Source organism: Acetivibrio cellulolyticus CD2, from assembly GCF_000179595.2.
GTDB classification, from domain to species: domain Bacteria; phylum Bacillota; class Clostridia; order Acetivibrionales; family Acetivibrionaceae; genus Acetivibrio; species Acetivibrio cellulolyticus.
Genome location: NZ_JH556657.1, coordinates 135214 through 148188, shown reverse-complemented (window position 1 = coordinate 148188; position 12975 = coordinate 135214). Strand labels below are relative to the sequence as shown.

The window sequence follows — 12975 nt, the reverse complement described above, 5'->3', positions numbered from 1 at the left end:
CCAAGACCAATATTGCAGTAAATTTTATAATAAACTTCGGATACTGGCTTGGCATTCGCAGAAGTTAATGTTTGTTTCGTGAATATTTGAATTATAATGAATCCATAGCTTGATTGAATTGCTATTAGAAGCACATATAGGAGATGTTTTAATACTATGAATAAAAGTTTTGAAAAGATAATTCTTAAGTCTACCCATTCAAGGGAACTATATGAAATTGAAGAGGTACAGGACCTTTGGGGAGGGTATGGGAAAATATTGCGTTATGGACTAATTGGTTCAGATATAAAAAATGTGGTAGTAAAAAATGTATGCTTGCCTAAACGGTCAGTACAATCCAAATGTGTGGATAACTCATTTCAGAGGAAGCTAAAATCCTATAAAGTAGAAATGGCTTTTTATGAGAATTGGAGCAGCAAATGTGGGAACGAATGCAGAGTTCCAGGGTGGTATGCTTTTGAATGGCAGAACGATGAGTTTTTACTGGTTTTTGAAGACCTTGACACGGCTGGTTTTAAAAAGAGAAGGCAAAGTATAGCTTGGAATGAAATGCAGTTATGTTTGAAATGGCTGGCTTATTTTCATGCAACCTTTATGGGTGAAAAACCGGAAAAATTATGGGCACAGGGTACTTATTGGCATTTGGATACCCGCCCTGACGAATTAAGAGCTTTAAAAGATACAGTATTAAAAGGTGCGGCCAGAGCAATAGATAGAAAACTTGGCAACTGCACATTTAAAACCTTTGTTTATCAAATCAAAGCGTGTACAGGAAAAGAATGCTTTTTAGGTATTTTAAAGGGAATTACTATTTTGTAGCAATTCCCTTTATATTCTGATTATTTTACTAAAATATCAGTATTTACCTTGGTGTCTGTGATGGTGTGGGTGATGGTGTCGGTGTATTTGGCGAAGTTGTCCTCTGTGGTCCTCCATTATTTGAGATTATTGCTTTTGCAATATATTCAACCGCACTATATTCTTCATCTCCATCAAAGTATATACCTATATCAACCTCATAGGTACGAAACGGCACTTGATCTGTATGTGCTTGGTAAAATGTAAAAGTTGCACAACCGTTTTCATCAGTTTCAGTAGGGTTTTCTACATTATAAAATTCACCAGGTTCATCACATCGTACTGTTTTTCCTGCTAGTGGGTTTCCAGCTTCATCACGTAGCATAACAGAAAATTCCAATACAGCAAATGGAGAGTTTGCTACTAAATATAACGGTTCCTTTTGTATTGTTGTTATAACTGTATTTACCACTTTGTTAACTTTTGGGAATTGCTTTCCTTCTAAAAGCCACAGTCTAAAATATGCAAAATCTAAGGAATTAATCATACCATCTCCATTAACATCCGCTTCCCATAGACGTTGTCCAATATCACTAAATCCCTCCATGCCGAGCAGATATGCCCTCATATATCCACAATCCAACGAGTTAACCTTTCCATCCCGGTTTATGTCTCCTATATCATACACCCTATTTTCATTAGCTATAGCAGTTGATGGCGAAATTATAACTCCCATAAGTACTAAAACCATAATCCAGATAAAGTACTTCTGTTTGGATGAAACTAGCATTAGATTTCTCATAACTATACCCCCAAAAAAAATTAAACTGTGAACCCAGTATATCCTAGATTATCTAAAATGATTCTATCACAGAGCAATATTATCAACAAGTATTTTATGTTAATTAATAACAAATATATGTCTTATATTGACAAGTTAACAGTTGTTAACTATAATAAAAGTTAACAACTGTTAACTTGCTTCTTAAAGGAGAATGATATGACGACAAAAGACAAAATTATGTTTGAAGCACTATCTCTTTTTTCAGTTCATGGCTATAGTAGTGTATCTGTCAGAGATATTACAAAAGCCATTGGAATAAGAGAAAGTGCAATATATAAGCATTACAAAAATAAACAAGCGATATTTGATACCATTATTCAGGTATCAACTGAACGGGTAAATCAATTGCAACAGGAACTGATTCATTCATTTGGACATGAAGAGCAGGATGATTCTAATTTTTCAGTAGACATTCAGAAAATTTACTGCAGGCTTTTTGAATTCTATCTGACTGATGATATTTTGTCAAAATTTCGAAAGATGATGATTATTGAACAATACAAAAGCGTGGAACTAAACGCTGTTTTTATCGAGACTTTTATGGAAAAAACATTGCGCTATCAAACAAAAGTTTTTCAGCAGTTAATTAGTGAAGGAAGAATAGATGGTGCCGACCCTGAGATAATGGCATTGCAGTTTTATTCGCCTGTCATGGTTCTTCTTTTACGTTATGATGCGAAGACAGAAAAAATAGATGAGGCACTAAATTTAATTGCCAAGCATGTACAAGAATTTTTTAGATTATACCTAAAATAAGGAGATTTTCATGAAAAATAGAATGTTAAAATCAATAAAACAATGGGCAGGCATTCTTACAGCAATTATAAGTTATTATATTGTCCACGAAGGAACTCATCTATTGTTAGCACTATTGTTTGGTGTTTTCGAGAGAGTCCGGTTTGTAGGAATTTGGGGAATCCAGATTGTTATAAATGACAGAGGACTAGAAGGTATTAGTATGGCTTTATTTAGTGGGCTAAGTAGTATCGTAACAATATTAATAGGGTACATTTTAGCGTTTTCACCATATGTCTGTAAATTGAAAAGCAGATCGATATTGATTTCTCTTTATTATATTACATTATGTTTTATGATACTTGATCCCATTTATATATCTGTATTATCTCTGTTTGTAGGAGGGGGAGGAGATCTCAATGGAATAACGTTTGGTCTTCAAACCTCAGATATTCCTTTTAGAATTATATTTGGAAGCATAGCTATTTTAAACATTATTCTATTTTATAAGAGAGTTTCAAAACAATACAAAATCATATTTAACTGACCTTTAATATCATACTTAATCCCGCAACTAAGAATAGGATAGATAAATAGTACTAATGGCGAGAAACAAAAAACACTATTATAGACATTATAATAAGCATAATGCCAATAATCGTAAACTTACGGCAACTAAGATAATCAGCTGAACTGCTTTTTGTACTATATTTATTTGGATTGGATACTGCTTCAATTCTTGTACTGCGGGGGATATAACCTGGTTTGTCATATACAGTTATTTCTAACCATCCCTTAATATCTCCATGATCTACAACTCTCATTACAGTAATCTCTCTTCCTTTATTAAGTGTTGTAAAAAAGTCAGAACTACTTATCCTAGGTATTTTATATACATCTACTGTGTCTTCAGCAATATATGCCTTATATGGTTTAAACTCATTTGGTTGAATATGAGCATTGCCTTGGATATACCCACTTATGCCGAATTGGTCGTATATCTTAAGCCACACCTGTCCCATTTTATCCAACTTTTCTACAAGATAGATTTCTTCGTCTCGTTTTAATTTTATGGCAATTTCTGAATTCTTGTCTGGCTTTTCATAACATAATAGAATATCCTGGGTGACATAATAGTATTTTTCTGGGTTTAATAATGTAGCATTACCGTTTATATAACCCTTAAAGAATAAATCCTCATAAACCTCAATCCATTTAACTATAGTGCTTGTTATCTATATTTTTCAGCTGGGGTTTATATATTTATTGAATTATGATACCTTGATATAGCAAATAATAAAAATATATCAGAGTTGAATGAATAATAAGAATATAAACGACTTTAGTAAATTTATGATTTTATTGCGTATAGGATATATTGATTAAAGAATTTATAAGACGCTTAATATGGGGAGATGAAAAGGTTGAAAAAATGTGTAGATATTTTCTCAGAAGACGGGAGACTGATTGTAAGAGGAAGAGGATGTTATGAGACCAGAAAGGTAAACGACCTTAAAGAACTCATACAAAAAAGTGCCCAAAATTATGGTGATGCACCTGCTTTTAAATTTAAGGATAAGAATGGAAAGATAGTTAGTAGAAGTTATATTGACTTTGAAAGAGATATAAATAATCTTGGTACTGCTCTTATTTCCATAGGATTAAAGGGTAAAAGGATTGCAATAATAGGAGAAAACAGGTATGAGTGGGGAGTTGCTTATTATTCCATAGTAAATGGTACTGGTATAGCAGTTCCCATGGATAAATATCTTCCACCGGTTGAAATTGAGAATTTGATTGAACGGGGTAAGGTTGAGGCCATTTTTTATAGTCCAACCTACCATGAAATAATGTGCGGTATCTCAAAAAACAATACCAGAATAAATCATTTTATTTGTATGGAAGATATCAGTCAGGAAGATGATAAATTTTTAAGTCTTCCTCATCTTATTAAAATGGGAGAACAACATATAAGCAATAAAGATATGAGTTTTATTGAATCTCGCATCGATAGGGAAGCAATGTCTATACTGCTTTTTACATCGGGTACAACAAGCCTTGCCAAAGGTGTTATGCTTTCTCATACTAACATAGCGGCAAATGTTACAAGCATTACAGGTGCCATAAAAGTTTATCCAGGAGATGTTTACCTTTCACTTTTACCATTACATCACACTTTTGAAAATACAATAGGTTTGGCATTCATGGTTCATAGCGGTATATGTGTTGCCTTTAGTGATGGTATAAAATATGTTGCACAAAATTTACAGGAATATGGAGTGTCAGTACTTGTTGCAGTTCCAGCCATTTTAGAAGCAATGTATAGAAAACTGCAGAGTGGAATAGAAAAGTCCGGAAAAGCAAAAACCTTAAATCTGCTTATAAAGGTCTCGGAAATATTGAGATCAATGGGAATTGATTTAAGAAGGAAATTTTTCAAAAGTGTTTTCAATAAGTTGGGTCCAAGATTGAGGCTTGTTATTTCTGGAGCAGCACCGCTTGACCCTGAAGTAATTAAGGGGTTTGATAAATTGGGCTTGAAACTATTGCAAGGTTATGGACTCACAGAAACATCCCCGGTAGTGTCCACAAATAATGACTTTGTAAACAAACCCGGTACTATTGGCCCACCACTTTGTGATATTGAAGTTGCAATAGACAATCCTGACGAAAACGGTATGGGAGAAATAATTGTCAGGGGCAAAAACGTAATGTTGGGTTATTATGAGGATATAGACACAACAAGGGAAGTCCTTGATGAAAAGGGATGGTTCAGAACAGGAGACCTTGGCAGCATAGATGGAGATGGAATTATTAAAATTTCCGGACGCGCCAAGTCAATGATCGTCTTTACAAATGGTAAAAAAGCATTTCCTGAAGAATATGAAGTTTTATTAAATGACCATCCTTACGTTAAAGATTCTTTTGCATGGGGAAATAGAACCCCGGACGGAGATATACAAGCGTGTGCAGAACTGGTAGTTGATATGGATGCGATTAGGTCGGACAAAAAAAATACCCCTTCCGATGAAGAATTGGCATCAATGTTTGGAGAGGCAATAAAAAGCATCAATAATATGCTTCCTAAATACAAAATTATTAGGTATTTTGTATTAACGAATGAGGATTTAGTTAAAACTACTACTCTTAAAATCAAAAGACCTGTAGAACTGGAGAAAATTAATTCTGCTCTAGGCAAAGCTGGTATTGATATGAGAAAAGCAAACGGGAAATTTATCGAAAAATTAAATTCTGCTAAATAGGATTACTATATTTAGATGAAGAAGTCACAGGCGAGGCTATAGCACAGCTGTTTATCACTATCAAAAGGAAGGTTAACTGTAAAAGATTAAAATATGTGATATCTTTCAATGAACGAGTAAAGAATTTGAGTGTTGGCTGTTAATGAGGTATTTGTAGTGCTGGTAAGGGATGGGGGAACAAGGGCTTTCAGGATCACACCCCTGAAAGCTTTATTACGACTCTTTCGAACGAAGTGAAAGATGCAAAAACTGAGGAGATTGTGTATTTATAAAACCTAATGACAACCACTACAAGTGCTGCAATTTTTGCCGCAACTTACAAGCTCGTCAATAAGCGTGCTTTCTGTTACTTCAAAAACGCAATTTGAAATCTTGTATTTATATTTATTATTAAATAAAACTCTATTTTTGTTAAACTCAATAATCAATGGAACAAGTTCCGACTTTCCTAAAATTAAAGGATTTGGCTTTAACTTTGGCCCAAAACATAGCTTTTTACCTTTGGAGGTTGTTCCTATAATTTTATTGGTAGACGTCATAAGTGACTCAATGGTACCGTCTTTATTTATGTTTACAGAGTTTAAATCACCATTTATGCCTGAAGCTAAAGTATTGTAGGCTATAATTCTGCCTATTTTGGTATTGAGGCTTGTCGGAACACTTGGTTCAAAGGAACTAACTGTTCCATCCTCATAGAAGGTTATGCCAATTCTTACACTAACTTCTCCAAAGGGCAAAGGAACTGTCAAAGAGTCTTTGGACCATAGTGTAAGGCCTTTTATATTGCCGGATTCATAAAAATAAATAGATATAACCTTGGTTTTAATTTTTCCAAATCCCAAATTCAAATCCAGTAGAGGAGATATATTATATTCGTCATTTTCATCCCAATAGCCAGTTATTTTTCCGTTTAAGGGAAACAACCTTTTGATTGAGCCACTTTCGTAAAAAGTCAGCAATTCTGCTGGGAAAGTTCCTGTTGAAGTTTTAATATATGTTTGATTATTTAATGAAATACTTTTTAAAGCACCGCTTTTATAATAAGAAATGGAATTGGTAAATTTCTTGCGGTCTTTACTATCATCAAATTGAGGAGTCAAGACACCATAATTTGTTTTTATCTGGTTAAACGTGTTTAAAGTACACTCCTTTATAATATTGTCTTCATAGTATTCACAATATGATACACCGCTAATAATTCCATATCTGGTTTGTAGATTACAAATCATTTTAGTCACCTCTATTCACAGTTGCAAGTCTTTTTGTATATCTTCACAATATACTCGTTTTCTGATATTTTTGTTGTCTCTTTACAAAGAGCTAATTTATCAAGCTCAAAATCAAACCATGGTGGAGCATGGCTGCATAAAACCTCCAATACATGGAATGGCGTTTCTTTTAAGAAAGGAAGCAAGGCTTGTTTTGAAGTCAGCGAAGTTTTTTTAGCAAGAAGCTTCTTTAGATCCAAGAAATAATTACCTGCAATTTCACCTTCAACAGGTGTTGTATCAATGTAAGCATCAGGACTTTCGCAGCATATATCATTATTACTTTTTGCTTCGAGTATTTTATCCAAAAGTCCTATTGAGAATTCTTCATTTTCGCAAATATCAAAGCCCTCCTGTTCGAAAACTTTATAGGGTATGCCTGAAACTTCGGCAGCAAGAATTACAGTAGCATCTTTTATAAGGGAAACGAAATCTAAAAGGTCTTTTCTGAAGTTTACAATTCCTTTTTTCATATCCAAAAATACTTGAATTTCTCTGTCAGTGACCCATTCATTATTAAACTTTTCTATAACTTTAACAGTACTAGGCTTAAAAACTGATGAGGGTTTATTATCTTCATCAAAAAAAACAGCTATCTTAGTTGACATGTTATCATCTCCAATATATTTATCACAAAGTTGTCACATAAACATTTGTGGGGTTAAGGAATAACTGAAAATAACTTCGGATTTTTCACATGTATGATTGTTCGGCTAACGTTGCATGGTTCGCCAATGCAACAGAGGCCTCTGTGGACAAATAAGGGGAGGGTGAAAATTTAGCCGAAGTTATATTTTCAGTATGCCTTAAAATGTTGAATTATTTAATGTATTAACCTATAGCTTTTAGATATTATCCTGCAAAGCGTCATAGCCTTCTTCGCCTGTACGTACCCTTACAACGTTTTCAACATCATATATAAATATCTTACCGTCACCAATATTTCCGGTATAAAGGACTTTTTTAGCGGTTTCTATCACTTGTCTTACAGGGACTTTGGAAACTATAATATCAATCTGAACCTTTGGAAGCAAATTCATTTCTACTTCGACACCTCTATAGAATTCAGTTTTACCCTTTTGAATACCGCAGCCTAATACTTGAGTGACGGTTATACCAGCAATACCTATTTCATTCAAAGCAGCTTTTAGGGCTTCAAATTTATTCTGCCGTGTAATTATTGTAACTTTGCTTATCTTGATGTCTGATCCTACAGCAGGTCCGCTTGTAGAAATAACTTGGACGGGAACTGCTTTATCAATACTAACTTTTTTAGCAACAGGTGCAGTGGCATCTGGTTTTTTTGGCAGTTTACTTTTCTTAAATCTGGCAAGCTGCTTGATATCTGCATTGTCGGTTGAATCATAGTCAAGATCGCTTCTTATAAGCTGACTGTCTGGATATGCTAGAACTCCCATCTCAGGTATATCAAGACCTTCAAGCTCATCTTCGGGTGATACCCTGAGTCCCCATACTTTATCAAGAACTTTGAAGAAAATAAAGGATACTCCAAAACCCCATATAAATAGTACAGCTACTGCAATAAGCTGTGCGATAAGCTGTGAACCATTACCAAAGAACAAACCTGTTACTCCACCAGCTACGCCATTGAGTCCATCACCATATTTACCGTCAGCGAATAGTCCAACAGCTATTACACCCCAGAGACCGTTGACGCAGTGAACTGAAATTGCACCGACCGGATCATCAATTTTTAATTTGTTTTCTACAAATGGTACGGAAATACAAACCAGGATAGCAGCTACAAGACCGATTATGAATGATGAAATAGCATTTACAAATGCACAAGGTGCTGTGATGGCAACCAGTGCAGCAAGTGCTCCGTTGGCTGTCATTGATGGGTCGGGTTTGCCGTATTTTGCCCACATGTAAAACATTGCTGTGAGACCACCGATAGCACCCGCTATCATAGTGTTTGTTGCAACCACCGAAAGCCTGAAGTCGGATGCACTGAGTGTTGAGCCTGCATTGAATGAAAACCAACAGAAGAACAAAATGATAGTACCGATAATTGCCATTGGAATATCATGACCAGGAAAGGCTCTTGCTGTTCCGTCTTTTTTGAATTTTCCGATCCTTGGACCAATAACTATAGCGCCTGACAATGCAATCATACCTCCCATTGAGTGAACAACAGCAGAACCTGCAAAATCCACAACACCATGACCTAATCCAAAGTTAGAGCCAAGAGTAGCAAGCCATCCTCCGCCCCATACCCAGTTGCCGAAAAACGGATAAAGGAACATGGATATAAAGAAAGCTGTTATTACCATCGATGAGTATTTTATTCTTTCAGCCATAGATCCTGTAGGAATGGTAACGGTTGTGTCCATAAATACCATTTGGAAGAAGAACAGTGCATATATGCCTGCATCATATGTTCCGCTCAACGCAAAACCTTTGTATCCAATTATCCCACCTAGTCCCGGGATTGAAAGCATTGCATTAAGCACTGAGCCACCGGTGCCAAGGTTGGCTGAGCCGCCTGACCCGCCAAACTGCAAAGCAAAGCCTACGAGAAAATAACCGATTGCCCCAACCAAAAATACCATAAAGTTCATTGTCATGGTATGGGCAGCATTCTTTCGTCGGCAGAAGCCTGTTTCAACCATGGCAAAACCGCATTGGAAAAAGAACACCATAAAGCCGCAAATCATTACCCAAACATAGTTTGCACCCAAAAGCGCCTTGTTAGCTGTGGTTGCAACATCGTTCAGAGTTTCCTTGCCTGTAGTTGCAATGTACGAGGAACCGGTAGGATCAGCCCAGACCCCGACAGCAAGTATCATTGTGAAAAAACATACTGTAAAAATAAAGAAGAAAAGTTTTTTTAGATTTTTCATAAATATCACCCCTTAGTTTAATAATCATTACATTTTTGAACTTTAAATTACGTGTTGCTTTTTTTGAAATTACTCCAGGAAAAGTGTGTTTCTTCCTTAAAAACTTCAACTTTTAGTTTCTTGACTGCTAAGAAATACCTTGCTCCAAGAAATGTTATTGCCAGACCGAAAACAAAGCCAGGAATTTGGGAGCTAAGTACGGTGAAACTAATATTGTTGATCAGGCTAAAAATGCTTAGTGCAAACCCTAGTAAAGTTATTGAGGTTGCTAATATAAAAAGTCCAGCCATAACAAATATTTTCTTTTGTTTAGAAGTCTGAATAGTATACTGATCCATCAAAAGACACCCCTTTCATTTTAGTTAGATACAAACAGAGGTGCTATGGTTATTATAAAAAACGACGTGATCAAATGGCAGAAAGCATTTCATAGCTTTAACCATTTTGACAACGTCGTCCATTTGTCGACCGTAGCACATATGTTTTTTAGATTTGCGATTCATACATCAAAAAGAGTATAAAAAAGGTGCTACAGTTTTTGCTGTAAGCACCCTCGCATTTATTAATTTAATATTACTAGCATATTATAATATTGTCAATATGTTATTTGATAAAAATGCAAGTTGCAAAAAAATAAAATTCACAAATGTGTAGTTTCGGTGGATTTAGGATAATGCCGTACAACCTGAGATATTTGCGGCTCTAAGAATGATTTTGTAGCATTTTGAGGCGAGTTGCATTAAAATGATTTTAGAAGACGGTGAACTTTCAAAAATTAAGGCTGAATTATTATGCAAGTTATTGAGAAAATAGTCCGAAAATATTTTTCAGGTAGAGGTGAACGCCTTGAATTTGATGAAACAGTTTGGTGCAATTTCTATACTAGCCTAATTGGATAAATAAAAGAAATTAGGACTATTGACTAGGGATGTTCCTGATACAGTAACTGATATGAAGGTATGGTAAAAGAAAGAATTACCAGGATCATATTAGTGTTATAGGCCTATACCTTTTTACATATAGTCTTATGTAGTGGTGTGAAATTTGTGGCTTAAAATTGTTGGAAGATCAAGTAGATGGGCTTATAAAATACGAAGTTCTACAAGCCCATTTACATGGTGAAGCGATCTGGAAATAGTATAACTACTTCATTTTACTTGTAACCTCTGGAGCCGAAAAAGCGTTATTCTTGAAAGTACAGTTATTAAATATGATTTCTGAATCTTTGTTTTTTAGAGATTGCAACTTATTGTCTATAAAATTACTATCATTTATATAGATTATACCACAGCGTTCGAGTTCAAACATATTGCATGAATAGGTGCTCGAAGACTTATTATTAGTAAAGCTGCAAGCTTTAAATAAAATATCTTCACATCTGCACATGTTAACCATACATAATTCTTCATTATCTTTAAAAATGTTGTTTTCAAAGTTGATACTTTTACAGTATCCTAAGTCCATAATTCCATAGGAACAGTCTCTTATAATGGAACCGCTCACTAGCATATTATTGACATCAATTGCAGAAATACCGTAAGTTCCACACCCATAAAAGTCACAATTATTAATACTAATGTCGGAACAATAATCGAATGAAGCAACATCTCCGGCACAATAACCTTTGTCAGGGTAATGACCCATGGTGATATTATTTAGGGTAATCCCTTTTGAGAACTTAAAACTTAGCACATCCGAATAGTAAGTCTCGATGCTGATTTCTGTTTCCTTATAATCCTTGCTTTCTATTGTAAGATTGTTTACATCGTATATTATAAGCTCTTTACCATCATATGTATCAACCCATTTGATATGTCTGTTATCTGAAACATCATAGTTTCCGTATTCAGATAAGTTATACCTTCCCGGTTTTAAAATTATCTTTCTGTTTGAGCCTATGGAATCAAGCAGTTCCTGAACATTTGATACTGTTATTTCCTTATACCCTGTATTTACCTTGATATTGTTCATTATCAAGTCTGAATCGGCCTTATAGGTAGATGCCAATTCTGAGTTTTTAAGAAATAAGTTAATCGAATAATACTTTTTGCCTGTCTTAATAAGGATCACTTTCACAATTCCTCCGCTTTTAGGCTTGTAAGTAAACTTTATAGCTTCGCAGCCGTCTATAGTGTATTTCTTTAAGTCAGTTGCACTAACTCGGCTTTTGTCAATTTCATAATAATCCAGGAAGGATTGATATATATCTTCAATGGATAAACTGCTATAGTCTTTGCCACCCTGCGACTTCTTGACACTAAGCTCTACGCCCTCTTCAATGTAGAGTGATAAAATATCATCTTTGTTAGGCTGGTTAAAGTACCAGGTGCCTGGAAACATTAGCTCGATAACATCATCATTTGAAATCGCATATGAAGCGCCTGCCATTTCACCATAACTAAAATCGGATACTATCTTGTATGAGTTTTTATTACAATACGTACCGATACCATTTCTATAATCTTCTGACCACTCACCTACATAGATGTCACCGGTGTTCCACGTGTATTTTCCGGTACCACTTAATTGGTTATTCCACAAATGACCTTCATAAGTTTCTCCGTTTGGATAGTACATAATACCTTTGCCATGCATATTTCCATATACCCATTCTCCTTCATATCTGGTTCCATCTGGCCATAGGCAGATACCTGAACCGTTTATTGCTTGTATTGTATTCCTTTCACCCTTGTAAGTGGGTTCTGTAAGACTTATCAATATGCCAGAATCTGAAGGATCCCAATAAACCGCTGCTCCAAAGGATTCACTGACAAATCTAAGTGGCACAAGTGTTCTGGAATCCACTATTTTGGCCGGTACATCCAATTTAATAGTGCTTCCGTTTATATCAGCTGTTTTGCTGCCAATCTTCATTATCAATTCTGTATCCTCGTTTACAGCAGTTACAGTCTTTGTTTTTTCATCCCATTTAACAGTTGCTCCTAGTTTCTCGAAAATTGCTCTTAAAGGAACCAGCGTTCTTCCGTTTTCAACTATAGGATAAACATCAAATACCACTTCTTCATTACCGATATAGACCTTTGGAGTCGATGCAAATACCAGTGATCTGGTAATAATCATACATAAAACTCCAAACAGCACAGCTGTCAATAGTTTAAATCTCATATAATTTCCTCCAGTATTGAATATATAGATTCCATTATACTATTATTAGCGAATATGGAAAATATGTTTTTTACCAA

General features: G+C 35.1%; 11 protein-coding genes and 1 pseudogene. 4 read left to right on the top strand and 8 right to left on the bottom strand.

Annotated features, from left to right (window positions below):
• Positions 1–156 precede the first annotated feature (156 nt).
• Positions 157–819 carry a protein kinase family protein gene (locus ACECE_RS27475; RefSeq protein WP_010247676.1) on the top strand — a complete coding sequence of 221 codons (663 nt, stop codon included), beginning with the start codon at positions 157–159 and terminating at the stop codon, positions 817–819.
• A 43-nt stretch (positions 820–862) separates the two neighbouring features.
• On the opposite strand, the gene ACECE_RS0212775 is transcribed toward ACECE_RS27475, so the two are convergent.
• On the bottom strand, positions 863–1600 hold the full coding sequence (locus ACECE_RS0212775; RefSeq protein ID WP_010247673.1) for a dockerin type I domain-containing protein: 738 nt from the start codon (positions 1598–1600) through the stop codon (positions 863–865).
• Between the two features lie 198 nt (positions 1601–1798).
• Here ACECE_RS0212775 and ACECE_RS0212770 point away from each other — a divergent pair, with 198 nt between their 5' ends.
• Entirely contained in the window at positions 1799–2398 is a 600-nt protein-coding gene (locus ACECE_RS0212770) for a TetR/AcrR family transcriptional regulator (protein ID WP_010247670.1), read from the top strand.
• Between the two features lie 10 nt (positions 2399–2408).
• A complete protein-coding gene (locus ACECE_RS0212765) occupies positions 2409–2924 on the top strand; it encodes a hypothetical protein (protein ID WP_010247667.1) in 516 nt (171 codons plus the stop codon).
• A gap of 52 nt (positions 2925–2976) precedes the next feature.
• Here ACECE_RS0212765 and ACECE_RS29405 read toward each other — a convergent pair whose 3' ends face one another.
• A complete protein-coding gene (locus ACECE_RS29405) occupies positions 2977–3399 on the bottom strand; it encodes a hypothetical protein (protein WP_010247665.1) in 423 nt (140 codons plus the stop codon).
• A gap of 402 nt (positions 3400–3801) precedes the next feature.
• Between ACECE_RS29405 and ACECE_RS0212755 the strand changes: the two genes are divergently transcribed.
• The gene (locus ACECE_RS0212755; RefSeq protein ID WP_010247662.1) at positions 3802–5640 is read left to right on the top strand and encodes an AMP-dependent synthetase/ligase; all 1839 of its coding nucleotides are present in this window, start codon (positions 3802–3804) and stop codon (positions 5638–5640) included.
• A gap of 275 nt (positions 5641–5915) precedes the next feature.
• Here the strand turns inward: ACECE_RS0212755 and ACECE_RS0212750 are convergent, their stop codons facing one another.
• The 6 genes and pseudogenes from ACECE_RS0212750 to ACECE_RS29400 form a co-directional block, all read right to left on the bottom strand.
• Positions 5916–6869: a hypothetical protein gene (locus ACECE_RS0212750; protein ID WP_010247660.1), complete on the bottom strand. Its 954-nt coding sequence runs from the start codon at positions 6867–6869 to the stop codon at positions 5916–5918.
• Between the two features lie 11 nt (positions 6870–6880).
• Positions 6881–7516 carry a Fe-only nitrogenase accessory AnfO family protein gene (locus ACECE_RS0212745; RefSeq protein WP_010247657.1) on the bottom strand — a complete coding sequence of 212 codons (636 nt, stop codon included), beginning with the start codon at positions 7514–7516 and terminating at the stop codon, positions 6881–6883.
• A 237-nt stretch (positions 7517–7753) separates the two neighbouring features.
• Positions 7754–8089, bottom strand: coding sequence for a P-II family nitrogen regulator (locus tag ACECE_RS31765; protein WP_328285608.1), 336 nt, complete (start codon positions 8087–8089; stop codon positions 7754–7756).
• 135 nt (positions 8090–8224) lie between these two features.
• Positions 8225–9718, bottom strand: a pseudogene (locus tag ACECE_RS27465) (ammonium transporter); the annotation flags it as partial.
• A gap of 101 nt (positions 9719–9819) precedes the next feature.
• The gene (locus ACECE_RS0212735) at positions 9820–10110 is read right to left on the bottom strand and encodes a hypothetical protein (RefSeq protein ID WP_010247651.1); all 291 of its coding nucleotides are present in this window, start codon (positions 10108–10110) and stop codon (positions 9820–9822) included.
• A gap of 805 nt (positions 10111–10915) precedes the next feature.
• Positions 10916–12898, bottom strand: a complete 1983-nt coding sequence (locus tag ACECE_RS29400) for a stalk domain-containing protein (RefSeq protein WP_010247647.1) — start codon at positions 12896–12898, stop codon at positions 10916–10918.
• Positions 12899–12975 lie beyond the last annotated feature (77 nt).

Excerpts from the sequence above, each read along its gene's own strand:
- ACECE_RS29405 (WP_010247665.1), bottom strand. The coding sequence starts at position 3,399 with ATGGGACAGGTGTGGCTTAAGATATACGACCAATTCGGCATAAGTGGG.
- ACECE_RS0212750 (WP_010247660.1), bottom strand. The coding sequence starts at position 6,869 with ATGATTTGTAATCTACAAACCAGATATGGAATTATTAGCGGTGTATCA.
- ACECE_RS0212765 (WP_010247667.1), top strand. The coding sequence starts at position 2,409 with ATGAAAAATAGAATGTTAAAATCAATAAAACAATGGGCAGGCATTCTT.
- ACECE_RS0212770 (WP_010247670.1), top strand. The coding sequence starts at position 1,799 with ATGACGACAAAAGACAAAATTATGTTTGAAGCACTATCTCTTTTTTCA.
- ACECE_RS0212775 (WP_010247673.1), bottom strand. The coding sequence starts at position 1,600 with ATGAGAAATCTAATGCTAGTTTCATCCAAACAGAAGTACTTTATCTGG.
- ACECE_RS29400 (WP_010247647.1), bottom strand. The coding sequence starts at position 12,898 with ATGAGATTTAAACTATTGACAGCTGTGCTGTTTGGAGTTTTATGTATG.
- ACECE_RS0212745 (WP_010247657.1), bottom strand. The coding sequence starts at position 7,516 with ATGTCAACTAAGATAGCTGTTTTTTTTGATGAAGATAATAAACCCTCA.
- ACECE_RS27475 (WP_010247676.1), top strand. The coding sequence starts at position 157 with ATGAATAAAAGTTTTGAAAAGATAATTCTTAAGTCTACCCATTCAAGG.
- ACECE_RS0212735 (WP_010247651.1), bottom strand. The coding sequence starts at position 10,110 with ATGGATCAGTATACTATTCAGACTTCTAAACAAAAGAAAATATTTGTT.